This window comes from Rhizobium sp. Root482, assembly GCF_001426565.1.
Lineage (GTDB): Bacteria > Pseudomonadota > Alphaproteobacteria > Rhizobiales > Rhizobiaceae > Pararhizobium.
Genome location: NZ_LMFA01000024.1, coordinates 157,711 through 174,868 on the forward strand (window position 1 = coordinate 157,711; position 17,158 = coordinate 174,868).

A 17,158-nucleotide genomic window follows, 5' to 3' on the forward strand; every position below is an offset into this window, starting at 1 on the left:
TCCCCGAAACGCTCATCTGGAGAAACCATCCCGGCATGGCAGCACAGCGCAGATCACCGCAAAGGATTGAACCGTCGTTCGAACATGGGCGAGACGATGGCGACCTGCGTGTGACGGCTGGCGAGCGCGTTGTGGGCGGCGGCAATAAGGCCGGTCGTCCGAAACCTTCCGGCAAGAAGAAGGCGCGCCGGGGCAAAGCTTCGGCAGGCGGCGGCGCGCGCGGCGGTGGCCTTGCCGGCCTCGTCCGGTCGCTGGTCTATTGGTGTCTCGTGCTCGGTATCTGGGGCGCCATCGGTGTCGGCGGGCTGGTGCTCTATTATGGCGCGCGCATGCCGAGCGCCACCAGCTGGGCCATTCCCGACAGGCCTCCGAACGTCAAGATCCTGGCAGCCAATGGCGAAATCATCGCCAATCGCGGCGCAACCGGCGGCGAGGCGCTGAGCCTCGAAAACATGTCGCCCTATATTCCGCAGGCGGTCATCGCCATCGAGGACCGGCGCTTCTATTCGCATTTCGGCGTCGATCCGCTGGGCCTTGCCCGCGCCATGCTGACGAACATCACCACCGGCCGCATGGTTCAGGGCGGCTCGACGCTGACCCAGCAGCTGGCCAAGAACCTGTTCCTCTCGCCCGAGCGCACGATCGAGCGCAAGGTGCAGGAAGTCTTGCTCGCCATCTGGCTGGAGCAGAAATATACCAAGGACCAGATTCTGGCCATGTATCTGAACCGGGTGTTCTTCGGCTCCAACGCCTATGGCGTCGAGGCGGCCTCGCGGCGCTATTTCAACAGGTCGGCCCGCGACGTGAACCTTGGCCAGGCGGCGCTGCTGGCCGGCCTGCTGAAGGCGCCGTCGCGGCTTTCGCCGGCGCGCGATCCGCAAGCGGCGGAAGAGCGGGCGCAGCTGGTGCTCGGCGCCATGCGCGAAGAAGGCTTCATTACCGACGCCGAGGTCAAGACGGCCATGTCGCAGCCGCCGACAAAGGCGAGGAGTTTCTGGTCGGGCGCGCAATATTATGTCGCCGACATGGTCATGGACCAGTTGCCGGGCATGATCGGCGACGTCACCCAGGATCTGGTCGTCGATACCACGCTCGACCTTGCGCTTGAGAAGAAGGCCGAGGAAACGCTTGCCGCAAGCCTCGATGCCGATGGTGAGAAGCTCGATGTCAGCCAGGCGGCGCTCGTCTCGATCGACGGCACCGGCGCCATCCGCGCGCTGGTCGGCGGCCGCGATTATGCGGTGAGCCAGTTCGACCGCGCCGTCAAGGCGAAGCGCCAGCCGGGTTCGGCCTTCAAGCCCTTCGTCTATGCCGCCGCTATGGAAATCGGCCGCACCCCGATGTCGGTGCGCAACGACGCGCCGGTCCGGATCGGCAATTGGACGCCGGAAAACTACGACCAGAAATATCGCGGCGAGGTCACGCTCTCCAATGCGTTGGCCCATTCTCTCAATACGATCGCGGCCCAGCTGGTCATGGAAGTCGGCCCGAAACAGGTGGTCAAGCTCGCCCATCGGCTCGGCATCGAATCCGAAATGCAGGCCAACGCCTCGATCGCGCTCGGCACATCGGAGGTCAGCCTGGTCGAACTGACCTCGGCCTATGCGCCGTTCATGAATGGCGGCTTCAAGGCGACCCCGCATGTCATCAAGCGGATATCGACGGCCGACGGCACGGTGCTCTACGAGAATACCTACGACAACCCGCCCCGGGTGCTCGATCCGGCCGTCGTCAGCGAGATGAACCGGATGATGGTCGGCGTGATCGAGCGCGGTACCGGCAGGAAGGCGCAGCTGGAGGGCTGGCAGGCGGCCGGTAAGTCCGGCACCACGCAATCCTTCCGCGACGCGCTGTTCGTCGGCTTCACCAATCATCTGACGACCGGCGTCTGGTTCGGCAATGACGATGGCAAGTCGATGAAGAAGGTGACCGGCGGCGGTCTTCCGGCAGCGGCCTGGCAGGATTACATGACGGCCGCGCATGAAGGGCTCTCGCCTTCGCCGATCTTCGGCACCACCGGCATCCAGCCGGTCTTCGGTAGTGAACAGACGCCGCCCGCCACCGTCGGCGACGTGATTTCCGGCACTTTCGGAAATGATGCCGGCTATCCGCAGGTCCCGGACAGGGCGAATGAGGCGGCGGCAGGCCAGGGCGTTCTCCCGGTGCAGACGCAAGAGCAGCCACAAGGGCAGACCGAGGCCGCCAGCTCCGGCCTCCTGCCGCCCGCCGATGTCGGCGAAACGACCGGCACCACGCGGCGGACGACGCTTTTCGATATTCTCACCGGCGGCTGATCACCCGTCGTGCCATGGACCTTCCCAGATTGGTGCCGGCGGCGCAACAGCTTCTCGCGAAGGCGGTTGCGCCGTGGAATGAGCCGTACGGCGTGGCCGTTTTCGTCCGCCGATGGGTGTTTTTCCCCCTTGCCCGGCGCGCCCCTGCTTTTTGCGTGTTTTCGCCTTTCAACATGCCTTGCAGTCCGAAACGCTGCTCCTTATATACGCCCCATCACCGCGGCCAAGGCTGCGATCATTCCACAGACCATCCCGTTAGGGGCTGTCGCATGAATGCCTGACCGGGTTCAGACAGTCCGCTGCAAGGAGAGAACGAACATGGCTAAAGTAATCGGTATCGACCTGGGAACGACCAACTCCTGCGTCTCCGTCATGGACGGCAAGGATGCGAAGGTCATTGAAAATGCGGAAGGCGCGCGCACGACCCCTTCGATCGTCGCCTTCAACGACGACGGCGAGCGGCTGACCGGCCAGCCGGCTAAGCGCCAGGCGGTCACCAATCCGGAAAACACCCTGTTTGCCGTGAAGCGCCTCATCGGCCGCCGCTATGACGACAAGCTCGTCGAGAAGGACAAGGACCTCGTTCCCTACAAGATCGTCAAGGGCGACAATGGCGATGCATGGGTCGAAGCGCAGGGCAAGGGCTATTCCCCCTCGCAGGTCTCCGCGATGATCCTTCAGAAGATGAAGGAAACCGCCGAATCCTATCTCGGTGAAAAGGTCACCCAGGCGGTCATCACCGTTCCGGCCTATTTCAACGATGCCCAGCGCCAGGCAACCAAGGATGCCGGCAAGATCGCCGGCCTGGAAGTCCTGCGCATCATCAACGAGCCGACGGCTGCTGCCCTTGCCTATGGCCTCGATAAGAGGGACGGCAAGACCATCGCCGTCTACGACCTGGGCGGCGGCACCTTCGATATTTCCGTTCTCGAAATCGGCGACGGCGTCTTCGAAGTGAAGTCCACCAATGGAGACACCTTCCTCGGCGGCGAAGACTTCGACATGCGTCTCGTCGAATATCTTGCGGCCGAGTTCAAGAAGGACCAGGGCATCGACCTGAAGAACGACAAGCTTGCCCTGCAGCGCCTCAAGGAAGCCGCTGAAAAGGCCAAGATCGAGCTGTCGTCCTCGCAGCAGACCGAGATCAACCTGCCGTTCATCACGGCGGACGCGACTGGTCCGAAGCACCTGACGATGAAGCTGTCGCGCGCCAAGTTCGAAAGCCTGGTCGATGATCTCGTCCAGCGCACTGTTGCCCCGTGCAAGGCAGCCCTCAAGGATGCCGGCGTCACCGCGGCCGAGATCGACGAAGTCGTCCTGGTCGGCGGCATGAGCCGCATGCCCAAGGTGCAGGAAGTCGTCAAGCAGCTGTTCGGCAAGGAGCCGCACAAGGGCGTCAACCCGGATGAAGTGGTCGCCATGGGCGCCGCCATCCAGGCCGGCGTTCTGCAGGGCGATGTCAAGGATGTGCTGCTTCTCGACGTGACGCCGCTGTCGCTCGGCATCGAAACGCTGGGTGGCGTCTTCACCCGCCTGATCGAGCGCAACACGACGATCCCGACGAAGAAGAGCCAGACCTTCTCGACGGCAGAAGACAGCCAGAATGCCGTGACCATCCGCGTCTCGCAGGGTGAGCGCGAAATGGCTGCCGACAACAAGCTGCTCGGCCAGTTCGACCTGGTCGGCATTCCGCCGGCACCGCGTGGCATTCCGCAGATCGAAGTGACCTTCGATATCGATGCCAACGGCATCGTGCAGGTCTCGGCCAAGGACAAGGGCACCGGCAAGGAGCACCAGATCCGCATCCAGGCCTCCGGTGGCCTCTCCGATGCCGATATCGAAAAGATGGTCAAGGACGCCGAGGCCAATGCCGAAGCCGACAAGACGCGTCGCGAAGGCGTCGAGGCGCGGAACCAGGCCGAAAGCCTGATCCACTCCTCGGAGAAGTCACTGAAGGAATTCGGCGACAAGGTAACCGAAGCCGAGCGCACCGCGATCTCGGATGCGATCGCTGCGCTGAAGACCTCGGTCGAGGCCTCCGAGCCGGATGCCGAAGACATCAAGGCGAAGACCCAGACGCTTCTGGAAGCCTCGATGAAGCTTGGCCAGGCCATGTATGAGGCCCAGCAGTCGGATGCGGCCAATGCCGACGCGCAGGCAGATGCCGCCCGTGATGGCGATATCGTCGATGCCGACTACGAAGAGGTCAACGACGAGGACGATCGCAAGAAAACCGCGTAATCCGTCTTCGCTTGGAACTTCGGGAAGCCCGGGATTGAAAAATCCCGGGCTTTTCCATGTCCTCTGTCCGCCGGCGCAAGACGCAAAGGCCGGTTGCAACTGAAGCAAGGGCCGCCCGGGCATCCGGATCGACGGCGAAATGGCCGGAAATCCGGGCTTTTCCGACAAAAACCGGCGGGCATCGTGGTTTACCTATGGTATCGCGCGCCAAGGTTTACTAAATCCTGTGCAAGGAAATTTGGCGACGCCGGGCAGCCGGCTTTTGCGCGCCTATTCAACAGGACAATCTGCAAGAATGAAACGTGATCTTTATGAAACGCTCGGCGTTGCGAAAACAGCGGACGAGAAGGAGCTGAAGAGCGCCTTCCGCAAACTGGCGATGAAGTATCACCCGGACAAGAACCCCGGCGACGCCGAGGCGGAAAAGACCTTCAAGGAAATCAGCCTGGCCTATGAGATCCTCAAGGATCCGCAGAAGCGGGCCGCCTATGACCGTTATGGCCACGCCGCCTTCGAACAGGGCGGCATGGGGGCCGGTGGTGCCGGCATGGGCGCCGGGGCCGGCGGCTTCTCCGATATTTTCGAGGACATCTTCGGCGAGATGATGGGCGGTGGTCGCCAGCGCCGCTCCTCCGGCGGCCGCGAGCGCGGCGCCGACCTGCGCTACAATATGGAAATCTCGCTGGAAGAGGCCTATGCCGGCAAGACGGCGCAGATCCGCGTGCCCACCTCGATCACCTGCGACGTCTGCACCGGCACCGGCGCCAAGCCCGGTACCAAGCCCACCACCTGCGCCACCTGCCAGGGCTCCGGCCGCGTGCGCGCCGCACAGGGCTTCTTCTCGGTGGAACGCACCTGTCCGACCTGTCATGGTCGTGGCCAGATCATCACCGATCCTTGCGTCAAGTGCCATGGCCAGGGCCGCACGACCGAGGAGCGTTCGCTCTCGGTCAATATCCCCGCCGGTATCGAGGACGGCACGCGCATCCGCCTGTCCGGCGAAGGCGAGGCCGGCCTGCGCGGCGGACCTTCGGGCGATCTTTATATCTTCCTGTCGGTCAAGCCGCATGAATTCTATCAGCGCGACGGGGCCGATCTCTATTGCAGCGTACCGATCTCGATGACGACGGCGGCGCTCGGCGGCAAGTTCGACGTGGCGACGCTCGACGGCACCAAGTCGCGCGTTTCCGTGCCAGAAGGCACCCAGGCCGGCAAGCAGTTCCGCCTCAAGGGCAAGGGCATGCCGGTGCTGCGCTCCAGCCAGGTCGGCGACCTCTATATCCAGATCGGCATCGAGACGCCGCAGAAGCTGACCAAGCGCCAGCGCGAACTTCTGAAGGAATTCGAGGAACTCTCCTCCAAGGAGAACAATCCGGAATCGGCAGGCTTCTTTTCCCGCATGAAGGATTTCTTCGACATCGAGTGACTGGCAAGCCGGTGGAGCTGCCATATATCCCGGCCGGAGGCAGCAATGTCTCCGGCCTTTTTCGTGCGTCCGGGCGCCGGACAGCATGCCTCACCTCCTGCGAAAGGCGCATCCATGACCTTCGAACTCTATTATTGGGACGGCATTCCGGGGCGCGGCGAATTTGTTCGCCTGGCACTGGAACAGGCCGGAGCCGATTATACCGACATGGCGCGAGCCGATGGCGGCACGGAGCGCATGATGGCGATGATGAAAAGCTCGCCGACGGAAACGCCGCCCTTCGCGCCGCCCTTCCTGAAGCATGGCGAACTGCTGGTATCGCATGTGGCCAATATTCTCCTTTATCTCGGCGGCAGGCTCGATCTCGCGCCGAAGGACGAAGCTGGCCGGTTGGAGACGAACGGCCTGCAACTGACCATTACCGATTTCCTCACAGAGATACATGATTGTCACCATCCGGTCGGCACCGCCCTCTATTACGAGGACCAGAAGGCGGAAGCCTTGCGCCGGTCCGAAAGCTTCCTTGGCGAACGCCTGCCGAAATTCCTCGGTTATTTCGAGCGGCAATGCTCGGCCAGTGCGCAAGGCAATATCCACGCCGTCGGCGGGATGCTGACCTATGTCGATCTGTCGCTGTTCCAGGTTGTCGAGGGGCTGCGCTACGCCTTCCCCAAGGCGATGAAGGCGGCCGAGCCGGATTATCCGCAATTGGTGGCGCTTGCCGCCCAGGTCCGCGCCCTGCCGCGCATCAAGGCCTATCTCTCTTCGGAGCGCAGGCTGGCCTTCAACGAGAACGGCATTTTCCGTCATTATCCGGAGCTCGACCGTCCGCCGGCGTGATGCGTTTGGCGCAAGCTAGTGCGCGCCTTCTGGCAGGAGTGCCATGTTCAGCCTTGCCATAGCGGCTTAGGCGGCTTAGCTCTCGGCGGACACGCAACCGGAATCCCCATGCCGCACAAGGTTTCCCTCACTCGCCTGAAACTCGGCGACTTCCGCAATTATGCGGCCCTGTCGCTCGACCTCGACGCACGCCATGTGGTGCTGACCGGGGAGAATGGCGCCGGCAAGACCAATCTCATGGAGGCGGTCTCCTTCCTTTCCCCCGGGCGCGGCCTGCGCCGGGCCGCCTATGGCGATGTCGCGCGGGTGGGCGAGGCCGGGTTTTCGGTTTTTGCGGAACTGGAGGGGATGGAAGGCTCCGTCGAGATCGGCACCGGTACGGCAGGCGTCGAGGAAGGCCAATCACGCCGCCTGCGCCTCAACGGCACGACAGCAAGGACGATTGACGAATTGCAGGACCATCTGCGCGTGCTCTGGCTGACGCCGGCCATGGATGGGCTGTTCACCGGCGGCTCGGGCGACCGTCGTCGCTTCCTCGACCGGCTGGTGCTGTCGCTCGATCCCGAGCACGGCCGCCGCGCCGCCGATTTCGAGCGCGCCATGCGCAGCCGCAACCGGCTGCTGTCCGAAGGACGGGCGGACCCGGTATGGCTGACGGGCCTCGAGCGCCAGATGGCTGAACTCGGCATATCCATGGCGCTGGCTCGGCAGGAAATGCTCGGCCTTCTGGCCGGACTTGTGGACCAGAACCACGAAGGCGGGGTCTTTCCGGCCGCCGATCTGGCCTTGGCCGGATTTCTCGATGGCGAATGGCATCGCCCGGCCTTCGACCTGGAAGAGCAATATCTGGAGATGATGAAAAACGGACGCCATCGCGATGCCGGCGCCGGCCGCACGCTCGATGGCCCGCATCGCAGTGACCTGCTGATTCGCCACCGGGCGAAGAACATGGAGGCCGCGCGCTGTTCGACCGGCGAGCAGAAGGCGCTTTTGGTCGGCCTCGTGCTTGCCCATGCGCGCCTGGTCGGCAACATGACCGGCCATGCACCGATCCTGCTTCTCGACGAGATCGCCGCCCATCTCGACGAAGGGCGTCGTGCCGCGCTGTTCGATCTTGTCGACAATCTCGGCGGTCAGGCGTTCATGACTGGCACCGACCAGTCGATGTTTTCCGCCCTCGGCGACCGCGCGCTCTATCTCACGGTTGCTAACGGCACCATTTCGAGGTGACATCCGGCCATGAGCACACAGCCCCTCCAGCCTGAAGAAATCGAACGCTACGCCCGCCATATACTGCTGCCGGAGATCGGCGGCACCGGCCAGCAGGCTTTGAAGGCGGCAAGCGTGCTCGTCATCGGCGCCGGCGGCCTCGGGGCGCCGGTGCTCCACTATCTGGCCGCGGCAGGCGTCGGCCGGCTGGGCATCGTCGACGACGACATCGTGTCGCTCTCCAACCTGCAGCGGCAGGTCATCCATGGCACGCCCGATATCGGAAGGCTGAAAGCCGACAGCGCCACGGATACGCTTTCCCGGCTGAACCCGCATGTGGAGGTGATCCGCCACGTCGAGCGGCTGGACAGTGCCAATGCCGAGACGATCTTTTCCGGTTATGCCATTGTCGTCGATGGCTCGGACAATTTCGAAACCCGCTATCTCGCGGCCGATACGGCCGAGCGGCTGCGCATCACGCTGGTGACGGCCGCCGTCGGGCGTTTCGACGGATCGCTGACCGTGCTGCGGCCATGGGAAACCGCCGCCGATGGCCGGCGAAACCCGCGCTACCGCGATCTCTTTCCAGCGGCGCCGCCGCCGGGCGTGGTGCCGTCCTGCGCCGAGGCTGGCATTGTCGGCGCGCTGACGGGCGTGCTTGGAACGTTGCAGGCTATGGAAGTCATCAAGGTCATCACCGGCGCCGGCGAGCCGCTGGTCGGACGCCTGTTGATGTATGACGCGCTGTCGGCGCGATTCGAGACCATCAGATACAGGCGGAAGGAAACGGAAGATGAGGCGGGTGCCGCTCGATGAGACATTCGAGGATTGGGACGGGCTACTGGCGCTCATCCTGTCCGCCTTCGCCTCCATGCATGGGCGCATTGACCCTCCATCCTCGGCCCTCTCGTTGACGCCGCAATCGCTCCGGCAGAAGGCGATGGCGGAAAGGGCAGTGGCGCTCGCTGAAGGCGACCGCCTGCTTGGATGCATCTTCTGCAAGCCGGAGCCGCCGGACGGTCTCTACATCGGCAAGCTCGCCGTAACCCCGGAGGCGCAGGGGAAAGGCATCGGCCGGGCATTGCTGCGGGTGGCGGAAGAGGAAGCGGCACTGCGCGGCTTTTCCTGGCTGCGCCTCGAAACACGGATCGAGCTTGAGGAGAATCACCGCGCCTTTGCACGCTGGGGATTTGAGAGGAGCCGCGACGGCACCCATCCCGGCTTTGCGCGTCCGACCTATGTCGAAATGCGCAAGGAACTTTGATCCGTCGCCGTGAACCGTCACGCCCGGTTGGGTAGCACGCGGTCGGGCGGTCGGTGACCGTCGAAATAGGTGCGGATATTGATCACCACCTTTTCGCCCATGTCGATCCGGCCCTCAAGTGTCGCCGAACTCATATGCGGCAGAAGCACGACCTTGCCCTCGCTGGCGAGCTTCACGAGCTTCGGGTTGACCGCCGGCTCGTTCTCGAACACGTCGAGCCCGGCTCCGGCGATCTTGCCCTCGCGCAGGCATTTGATCAGCGCCGCCTCGTCGACGATGCCGCCGCGCGCCGTGTTGACGATGTAGCTCGTCGGCTGCATCAGCGCCAAACGCCTGGCCGACAGGAGATGATAGGTCGCCGGCGTCGAAGGGCAGTTGACCGAGACGATATCGACGCGGGCAAGCATCTGGTCGAGGCTGTCCCAATAGGTCGCCTCCAGCTTTTCCTCGGTCTCCGAACTGACCCACTTGCGATTGTGATAGTGGATCGACAGGCCGAAGGCCTTGGCCCGTCTGGCAACCGCGGTCCCGATGCGGCCCATGCCGACGATGCCGATGCGCTTTCCCGAAATCCTGCGCCCGAGCATCCAGGTCGGCGACCAGCCGGCCCATTCTCCCCTGCGGTCGGTCAGGATGGTGGCGCCTTCCGCAAGGCGCCTCGGCACGGCAAGAATCAGTGCCATCGTCATGTCGGCGGTGTCTTCGGTCAGCACATTCGGCGTATTGGTGACCGTGATGCCGCGCTTGGCGGCGGCATCGATGTCGATATGGTCGGTGCCGTTGGAAAAACTGGCGATCAGCTTGAGCTGCGGCCCGGCCTGCTCGATCAGCGCCGCGTCGATCCGGTCGGTGAGGGTGGGAACCAGCACGTCCGCGCGCTTCATCGCCGCCACGAGTTCGGGCTGGCTGCGCGGCGTATCGTCGATGTTCAGCTCGGCGTCGAACAGCTCGCGCATGCGCGTTTCGACGATGTCGGGCAATTTGCGGGTGATATACACCTTGGGCTTTTTCTTGTTTGTCATCGCTGCTTGCCTGGCTCTGTTGACGGGTTTTTAACCAAGTTGATGGATCGTCTGCCTGTGGTCCATTTTCTACCAGACCCGGTGTGGAAGACAACCAAACTCTGGGTTTACCGACGATTTGCCTGCTTGGCGGACCCGGTCGGGACTTGGCCGCACGTTTCTAGATCTCATCGGAAAACGGATTTCGTCATGCGTCCATTCCTTTCCAGGCTTTTCGTGATCGCTGCCGCCGGCCTGTCGCTGGCGGTGACGAGCGCGCTTCCGCTCCATGCCCAGGCGGTCAAGGGGGCAAGCGGCCTGCCGCTGCCGCGCTTCGTCAGCCTCAAATCCAAGAGCGTCAATCTGCGGATCGGGCCGAGTATCGATTATGCGGTTGCCTGGCGTTACCTGAAATCCGGTGTCCCGGTGGAGATTATCCAGGAATATGACAACTGGCGGCGCATCCGGGATGCCGACGGCACGGTCGGCTGGGTCAACCAGGCGCTCCTGTCGGGAGACCGCACGGCGGTCGCCGCCCCGTGGATGCGCGGCAAGGGCGAGGGCGTCTTCGTCAATATGCGCCGCGAAGCGCAGGCGGCCGGCGCCATCGTCGCGCGGATAGAGCCCGGCGTGGTCATCCATGTCGGCGAATGCAACGGCGAATGGTGCCGCGCCGAAGCCCAGGGAACCGAGGGCTGGATCTCGCAGGGCGAGATCTGGGGTGCCTATCCCGGCGAAGCCTTCAAATAGCGCTCAGGAAAGCCCGGCATCCTTTGCCGCCGTCGCCAGCGAGATGAGCGGGCGCGGCCCGACCTGCTCGATGACGATGCCGGCGGCGAGACTGCCGAGCCTGCCGCAATCCGCAAGCGTCCTGCCTGTCGTGTAACCGTGCAGGAACCCGGCGGCATAGAGGTCGCCGGCGCCTGTTGTATCGACGACACGGCTGACCCTCGTCGCATCGACCTTGATTCGCTCGGAGCCCTTCAGCACGATCGATCCGTCCTCGCTCATCGTCACCGCCGCAAGCTTGCAGTCGCGGGCGATCATCGACAATGCGTGCTCGAAGTCTTCCGTCTCATAGAGGGCGAGCGCCTCGGCGCGGTTGGCAAAGACGATATCGACGGTGCCAGAGCGCATCAGGTCGAGGAATTCGCCGCGATAGCGGTGTACGCAGAAACTGTCGGAAAGCGTCATCGCCACTTCGCGGCCGTTCTCATGGGCGATGCGGGCGCATTCACGGATCGCATCCTTGGCGCGCGGCGGGTCCCAGAGGTAGCCTTCGAAATAGGTCACCTTCGCCGCGGCGACCACGGAAGGCTCGACGTCGTCCGATCCGAGCTCGACACAGGCGCCGAGATAGGTGTTCATCGAGCGTTCACCATCCTCGGTGACGAAGATCATCGAGCGGGCGGTGGGTGGAACCGTGTCCAGCGGCTTCGTCTCGAAATGTACGCCCTGGGCGCGGATGTCATGGGCAAAAATCTCGCCGAGCTGGTCATTGGCGACCTTGCCGAAATAGGCGGCCTTGCCACCGAGGCTGGCCACGCCCGCCGCCGTATTGCCGGCACTGCCACCGGAGGCTTCAAGGGCCGGGCCCATGCGCGAATAGAGCAGTTCCGCCCTCTCCGCGTCGATCAGGTTCATCGCACTCTTGATGATGCCGTTGTGAACGAGGAACGCGTCGTCGCAGCGCGCAATGATGTCCACGATGGCATTGCCGATCGCGAGCACGTCGAATTTGGTCATGCGGAACCGCCTGGATTATGTGTCAGCCGGTATCCGGTAATAGCGAAATTCCCGCAGTTTGAAAGGGAAAAGAGCAGTATGGCCGGGACTTCCGGCTTTTTGCGGGTTTTTCAGCCCGGCAAGGCCGAAGCTTCATACAGTGCGGCAAACTCCGCACTCGGCGGGATAGGTTTGATGATATCGATCAGGACGCCGTTCGGATCGGCGGTGATGAAATGCCTTTGCCCGAAATCCTCGTCGCAGATCGCTTTCAGGATCGGCAGGCCGGCCGCCTGGAACCTGGCATAAAGCGCATCCGGGTCCTCGACCTCGAAATTGAGGAGAAGGCCGCCGGCGCTTCCCCGGCCGGATTCCGGAATGGTTTCGTGCCGGCCGTCGAGCACGGCAAGGGTGACATGTTCATTCTGCTTCGATTGCAGATGCACATACCAGTCCGCGGAAAACAGCGCTTCGAAATCGAAATGCCGGAGATAGAAGTCCGTCGTGGCCTTCACGTCGTTCGTCATGATGACAGGATAATAGCTGGTAATTTTCATGGCTTTCCTCACCTCGGATAATAACATACAGTCTGCATGTTTCTTCAATTAACATACATACAGTTTGTATGTAAAGGCAGAAAATGCGACGCAGCAACAAGGAACGGTCCGACAGCATGCGCATTGCGCTGGTCGAGGCGGCACGGGAGCTTTTCATCGAGAAGGGCTATGCCGAAACGACAACGCCCGAAATCGTCGCGGCGGCCGGCGTGACGAGGGGCGCCCTCTACCATCATTTCGAGGACAAGAAGGCTTTGTTCCGCGCGGTAATCGAGCGTGAGGCCGGCATGGTCGCGGACGAGATCGAGATTGCCTCCGAGGCGGGAGGCGGCACGGCGCGCGACGCGCTGATTCTCGGAACAGGCGCCTATTTCGATGCGATGGCCGAGCGTGGAAGAACCCGGCTTCTGTTGCTCGATGGCCCGGCCGTTCTGGGTGTCGAGGCCATCCGCCAAATCGATGCCGCCCATGCCGGAAGCAGCCTGATGGAGGGCCTGGCTGATCTTTTCGCCACTCATGAAAAGACGCCGGACCGGCTCGATATCCTCGCCGATCTTTTGTCCGCCGCCTTCGACCGCGCGGCACTTTCCATCGAGGCCGGCGGCAGCCGTGAGGCGTATGAAAAGGCGATCTACGCCCTGATCGACGGCATCGCCGTCAGATGATCTGCGCTGGAAGTTCGACCAGCGGGGCGGGGATTTCATTGGTCTTGACTGCCGCCTTGCAGAGATCGGCAATGACGCAATGCTCGCATTCCGGCCGCCGCGCCTTGCAGCAATAGCGCCCGTGCAGGATCAGCCAGTGATGCGCATGGTAGAGGTAGTGATCCGGAATGATCCGCATCAACAGCGCCTCCACCTCGTCCGGCGTTTTCCCCGGCGCCAGGCCAATTCGGTTGCCGATGCGGAAAATATGCGTGTCGACGGCCATGGTCGCCTGCCCGAACGCCATGGAGAGAACCACATTGGCGGTCTTGCGGCCGACGCCGGGCAGGGTCACCAGTTCTTCGCGCGTGCGGGGGACTTCACCGCCGAAATCGGCAATCAGCTTCTCGCTGAGCGCAATCACGTTCTTTGCCTTGTTGCGGTAGAGCCCGATCGTCTTGATATAGTCGCGAACCCGTTCCTCGCCCAGCGCCACCATTTTCTCCGGCGTGTCGGCAATGGCGAAAAGCGCCCGTGTCGCCCTGTTGACGCCGACATCGGTGGCCTGCGCCGATAGCGCCACGGCAACCACCAGCGTGAACGGATTGACATGCTCCAGCTCGCCTTTCGGCTCCGGACGCTGCACGGAGAAGCGGCGGAAGATTTCCTCGATTTCCGCCGGGTCATAGGCGGTTTTCGTCCGGGCGGCGGTGCGGCGGGCTGTCGCTTTTGGTGGCTTTGGCACCGATTTCGGTTTCACGTTCTTCATCAGGCATCTATAATCGCTGGTCATGAACGATGGCAACGACCAGATGCCGGGAATGGACCGGCCGGTTTTCCTGGCCGAGCTGACGCCGCACCGTTCGCTCGGCATCAGGGGTTTCAAGATCCTGCTTTTCATCGGCGGGTTGATGAGCCTCGTCCATATCTTCGTCTTTCTCGTGCTCGGCGCCTGGCCGGTGGCTTTCTTCTTCGGGCTCGATTTCCTCTTGCTGTTCGGCGCCTTCTGGCTGAACTACCGCAGTGCCCGCGCCCGCGAGGAGATCAGCGTCTCGCGGACCGATGTTTCCGTCCGCAAGTTCACACCCGCCGGGCATATGACCGAGCAGCGCTTCAATCCGTTCTGGGCGCGGTTCAACATCTTCCGCCACGAGGAGATCGGCATCGTCTCGATGCAGATCACCGAGCGGCAGCGCACGACGGATATCGGCTCCTTTCTCAATCGCGACGACCGGGAAAGCTTTGCTGCCGCCTTTTCGGGCGCCCTTGCGAGCGTCAGACGTCGATAGCCCCAATATCCGATAGCCTCAAGAATCGGGTGGCGGCGCCGGCTCCCGGCGATTATCTCTTGTGGCAAGGAGATAGATGATGAACATCACCACATCGATTGCCGCCGACATCACGCCCAAGGGCAGTGACTATGAAACGGTCAGCCGCGTCGTCGAGCTGCTGACCGAGAATTATCGCGACCAGCCCTCACTCGACCATATCGCCGGTGCGCTTGGCCAGTCGCCAACGCAATTGCACAAGACGTTCACGCGCTGGGCGGGCCTGTCGCCCAAGGCCTTCCTCCAGGCGGTCACGCTCGACCATGCCAAGCGCCTGCTGCGGCAGGAGGAATTGCCGCTGCTCGAGACCAGTTTCGAGCTTGGCCTGTCCGGCCCCGGCCGCCTGCACGATCTCTTCGTCACCCATGAGGCGATGTCGCCCGGCGAATGGAAATTGCGCGGCGGCGGCCTGACCATCCGCTACGGCTTCCATCCGAGCCCCTTCGGGGTGGCGCTGGTCATGATCACCGACAGGGGCCTTGCCGGCCTTGCCTTCAATGATGCCGGCGATGAAGCGGTCAGTTTCGAGGATATGGCGCGGCGCTGGCCGAATGCCCATTATGTCGAGGACAGCGCCGCGACGGCCGGTTATGCCGCCCGCATCTTCGATGCGCAGAAATGGCGCGCGGAAGAGCCCTTGCGGGTGGTGCTGATCGGCTCCGATTTCCAGATTCGCGTCTGGGAGGCGCTTTTGAAGGTTCCCATGGGCAAGGCGGTCACCTATTCCAACCTCGCCTGCGATATCGGCCAGCCCACCGCATCGCGTGCCGTCGGCGCCGCTGTCGGCCGCAACCCGATCTCCTTCGTCGTGCCCTGCCACCGGGCGCTCGGCAAGAGCGGCGCGCTCACCGGCTACCATTGGGGGCTCACTCGCAAGCGGGCCATGCTCGGCTGGGAAGCGGGCAAGGTCTGATTCGGGAGGACTGGCTCACCGGCGGGCGGCAAGTCTGTGGTCTGCGGCAGTTGCCATGGTCTCCGGAGCATCTCACGCTCCGTCATCCCTGTGCTTGTCACAGGGGTCCAGCCACCGCGCGTCCGCGCGGTGAGAAACTGAATCAATCTGCAAAAAGTCTTTTGACCCGACGGACGTTGGGTCGCTGTATCCCGGAACAAGTCCGGGATGACGGCGAACGAGGAACGCTCAATGCGCGCCGGACATGTCTCCGAGCACTTCCTTGGACGCGACGGTGGAATCCGCCTTCAGCTTGTAGACCATGGGCACGCCGGTCGCGAGGTTCACGGACAGGATCTGTTCGCGGTCGAGCCGGTCGAGCACCATCAGAAGCGAGCGCAGAGAATTGCCATGGGCGGCGACCAGCACGTTCTGGCCGGAAAGCACCCGCGGCAGGATCTCGGTCATGTAATAGGGCCAGACGCGGGCGCCGGTGTCCTTCAGGCTCTCGCCGCCCGGCGGCGGTACGTCGTAGGAACGGCGCCAGATATGCACCTGTTCCTCGCCCCATTTGGCGCGGGCATCGTCCTTGTTGAGACCGGAGAGATCGCCATAGTCGCGCTCGTTCAGCGCTTCGTTCCGGATCGTCTCGAGCCCCGTCTGGCCGATATTGTCGAGGATGATGTCGAGTGTCTTCTGGGCGCGGATGAGCACGGAGGTGAAGGCGATGTCGAAGCTGATGCCGTAATCGGCAAGTGCCTTGCCGCCGGCATTGGCTTCCTGGATGCCGAGTTCCGTAAGGTCGGGATCGCGCCAGCCGGTAAACAGGTTCTTCAGGTTCCAGTCGCTCTGGCCGTGGCGCACAAGGACGAGAGTGCCGCTCATGATGGTATTCCTCCGGTATTTTAGGGGTCAGGACAGTCCGAGCACGTCGGACATCGAATAGAAGCCGGGTTTGCGATCGCGCGCCCAAAGGGCAGCCGTGACGGCGCCGCGGGCAAAGATCGACCGGTCGGTCGCCGAATGAGACAGGGTCACTTGCTCGCCTTCGCCCGCGAGAATGACGGAATGTTCGCCAATCACCGAACCGCCGCGCAGGGTGGCAAAGCCGATCGCACCGGCCGCGCGCGCGCCGGTATGACCGTCGCGGACCCGAACCGAATGGGCCGCAAGATCGATGTCGCGGCCACGGGCCGCCGCTTCGCCGAGAAGCAATGCCGTGCCCGAAGGCGCATCGACCTTGTGCTTATGGTGCATTTCCAGGATCTCGATATCCCAGCCTGCCGGGTCGAGCGCCCGTGCCGCCTGCTCGGTAAGCGCGCCGAGAAGATTGACCCCGAGGCTCATATTGCCGGATTTGACGATCCGGGCATGGCGCGCCGCCGCCTTGAATTTCGCTTCGTCCTGCGCCGAGGAGCCGGTGGTGCCGATCACATGGACGATACGGGCCTGCGCGGCCAGGCCGGAAAACTCGACGGAAGCCGCAGGCGAGGTAAAGTCGAGCACGCCCTCGGCATCGACGAAGGCTTCGAGCGGCTTGTCGGTGATGGTGACGCCGATCGGGCCGAGACCGGCAATTTCGCCGGCATCACGGCCGATGAAGGCCGAGCCCGGTCTTTCGACCGCGGCAAAGAGCACGGCGCCGGGCATGGCGCTGATCACCCGGATCAGCGTCTGGCCCATGCGGCCGGCAGCGCCCACCACTACGAGTTTCATATTCGTCCCGCTCATGCCGCG

At 63.2% G+C, this 17,158-nt stretch carries 17 protein-coding genes; 11 read left to right on the top strand and 6 right to left on the bottom strand.

Annotation, left to right across the window (positions count from 1 at the left end; genetic code table 11):
* Window positions 1-35: 35 nt before the first annotated feature.
* The 7 genes from ASD31_RS20980 (at window position 36) to ASD31_RS21010 (ending at window position 9,274) form a co-directional block, all read left to right on the top strand.
* Window positions 36-2,294, top strand: a complete 2,259-nt coding sequence (locus ASD31_RS20980; RefSeq protein ID WP_056338697.1) for a transglycosylase domain-containing protein — start codon at window positions 36-38, stop codon at window positions 2,292-2,294.
* A 318-nt stretch (window positions 2,295-2,612) separates the two neighbouring features.
* Window positions 2,613-4,535: a molecular chaperone DnaK gene (gene dnaK / locus ASD31_RS20985; protein ID WP_056338700.1), complete on the top strand. Its 1,923-nt coding sequence runs from the start codon at window positions 2,613-2,615 to the stop codon at window positions 4,533-4,535.
* 295 nt (window positions 4,536-4,830) lie between these two features.
* Window positions 4,831-5,961, top strand: a complete 1,131-nt coding sequence (dnaJ, locus tag ASD31_RS20990; protein WP_056338703.1) for a molecular chaperone DnaJ — start codon at window positions 4,831-4,833, stop codon at window positions 5,959-5,961.
* A 114-nt stretch (window positions 5,962-6,075) separates the two neighbouring features.
* Complete coding sequence (locus tag ASD31_RS20995; RefSeq protein ID WP_056339128.1) at window positions 6,076-6,801, top strand: glutathione S-transferase; 726 nt, start codon at window positions 6,076-6,078, stop codon at window positions 6,799-6,801.
* A gap of 108 nt (window positions 6,802-6,909) precedes the next feature.
* Window positions 6,910-8,031 carry a DNA replication/repair protein RecF gene (recF, locus tag ASD31_RS21000; RefSeq protein ID WP_056338706.1) on the top strand — a complete coding sequence of 374 codons (1,122 nt, stop codon included), beginning with the start codon at window positions 6,910-6,912 and terminating at the stop codon, window positions 8,029-8,031.
* Window positions 8,032-8,040: 9 nt separating this feature from the next.
* On the top strand, window positions 8,041-8,826 hold the full coding sequence (gene moeB / locus ASD31_RS21005) for a molybdopterin-synthase adenylyltransferase MoeB (protein WP_056338709.1): 786 nt from the start codon (window positions 8,041-8,043) through the stop codon (window positions 8,824-8,826).
* Entirely contained in the window at window positions 8,804-9,274 is a 471-nt protein-coding gene (locus ASD31_RS21010; protein ID WP_056338712.1) for a GNAT family N-acetyltransferase, read from the top strand. Before moeB ends, ASD31_RS21010 begins: the two co-directional genes overlap by 23 nt.
* Before the next feature lie 17 nt (window positions 9,275-9,291).
* Here the strand turns inward: ASD31_RS21010 and ASD31_RS21015 are convergent, their stop codons facing one another.
* Window positions 9,292-10,296: a 2-hydroxyacid dehydrogenase gene (locus ASD31_RS21015; RefSeq protein WP_056338715.1), complete on the bottom strand. Its 1,005-nt coding sequence runs from the start codon at window positions 10,294-10,296 to the stop codon at window positions 9,292-9,294.
* Between the two features lie 189 nt (window positions 10,297-10,485).
* On the opposite strand from ASD31_RS21015, the gene ASD31_RS21020 reads away from it, so the two are divergent.
* Complete coding sequence (locus tag ASD31_RS21020) at window positions 10,486-11,025, top strand: SH3 domain-containing protein (protein WP_056338717.1); 540 nt, start codon at window positions 10,486-10,488, stop codon at window positions 11,023-11,025.
* A 3-nt stretch (window positions 11,026-11,028) separates the two neighbouring features.
* Here ASD31_RS21020 and ASD31_RS21025 read toward each other — a convergent pair whose 3' ends face one another.
* A complete protein-coding gene (locus ASD31_RS21025) occupies window positions 11,029-12,021 on the bottom strand; it encodes an adenosine kinase (protein ID WP_056338719.1) in 993 nt (330 codons plus the stop codon).
* A 110-nt stretch (window positions 12,022-12,131) separates the two neighbouring features.
* Window positions 12,132-12,557 carry a VOC family protein gene (locus ASD31_RS21030; protein ID WP_056338722.1) on the bottom strand — a complete coding sequence of 142 codons (426 nt, stop codon included), beginning with the start codon at window positions 12,555-12,557 and terminating at the stop codon, window positions 12,132-12,134.
* Between the two features lie 83 nt (window positions 12,558-12,640).
* Between ASD31_RS21030 and ASD31_RS21035 the strand changes: the two genes are divergently transcribed.
* On the top strand, window positions 12,641-13,222 hold the full coding sequence (locus ASD31_RS21035; RefSeq protein ID WP_056338726.1) for a TetR/AcrR family transcriptional regulator: 582 nt from the start codon (window positions 12,641-12,643) through the stop codon (window positions 13,220-13,222).
* Here ASD31_RS21035 and nth read toward each other — a convergent pair.
* Window positions 13,215-13,970 (bottom strand): endonuclease III, encoded by a 756-nt coding sequence (gene nth, locus ASD31_RS21040; protein WP_056339131.1) that lies wholly within the window; start codon window positions 13,968-13,970, stop codon window positions 13,215-13,217. The two genes, ASD31_RS21035 and nth, sit on opposite strands and share 8 nt — an antisense overlap.
* A gap of 22 nt (window positions 13,971-13,992) precedes the next feature.
* Here nth and ASD31_RS21045 point away from each other — a divergent pair, with 22 nt between their 5' ends.
* Both ASD31_RS21045 and ASD31_RS21050 read left to right on the top strand, forming a co-directional pair.
* Window positions 13,993-14,490, top strand: coding sequence for a DUF2244 domain-containing protein (locus ASD31_RS21045; protein WP_056338729.1), 498 nt, complete (start codon window positions 13,993-13,995; stop codon window positions 14,488-14,490).
* Window positions 14,491-14,569: 79 nt separating this feature from the next.
* Window positions 14,570-15,442, top strand: a complete 873-nt coding sequence (locus tag ASD31_RS21050; RefSeq protein ID WP_056338732.1) for a methylated-DNA--[protein]-cysteine S-methyltransferase — start codon at window positions 14,570-14,572, stop codon at window positions 15,440-15,442.
* Between the two features lie 228 nt (window positions 15,443-15,670).
* Here the strand turns inward: ASD31_RS21050 and ASD31_RS21055 are convergent, their stop codons facing one another.
* Together ASD31_RS21055 and dapB are read right to left on the bottom strand one after the other, a co-directional pair.
* On the bottom strand, window positions 15,671-16,306 hold the full coding sequence (locus ASD31_RS21055; RefSeq protein ID WP_056338735.1) for a 2,3-bisphosphoglycerate-dependent phosphoglycerate mutase: 636 nt from the start codon (window positions 16,304-16,306) through the stop codon (window positions 15,671-15,673).
* Between the two features lie 27 nt (window positions 16,307-16,333).
* Window positions 16,334-17,152 carry a 4-hydroxy-tetrahydrodipicolinate reductase gene (gene dapB, locus ASD31_RS21060; RefSeq protein WP_056338737.1) on the bottom strand — a complete coding sequence of 273 codons (819 nt, stop codon included), beginning with the start codon at window positions 17,150-17,152 and terminating at the stop codon, window positions 16,334-16,336.
* Between the last annotated feature and the right edge of the window lie 6 nt (window positions 17,153-17,158).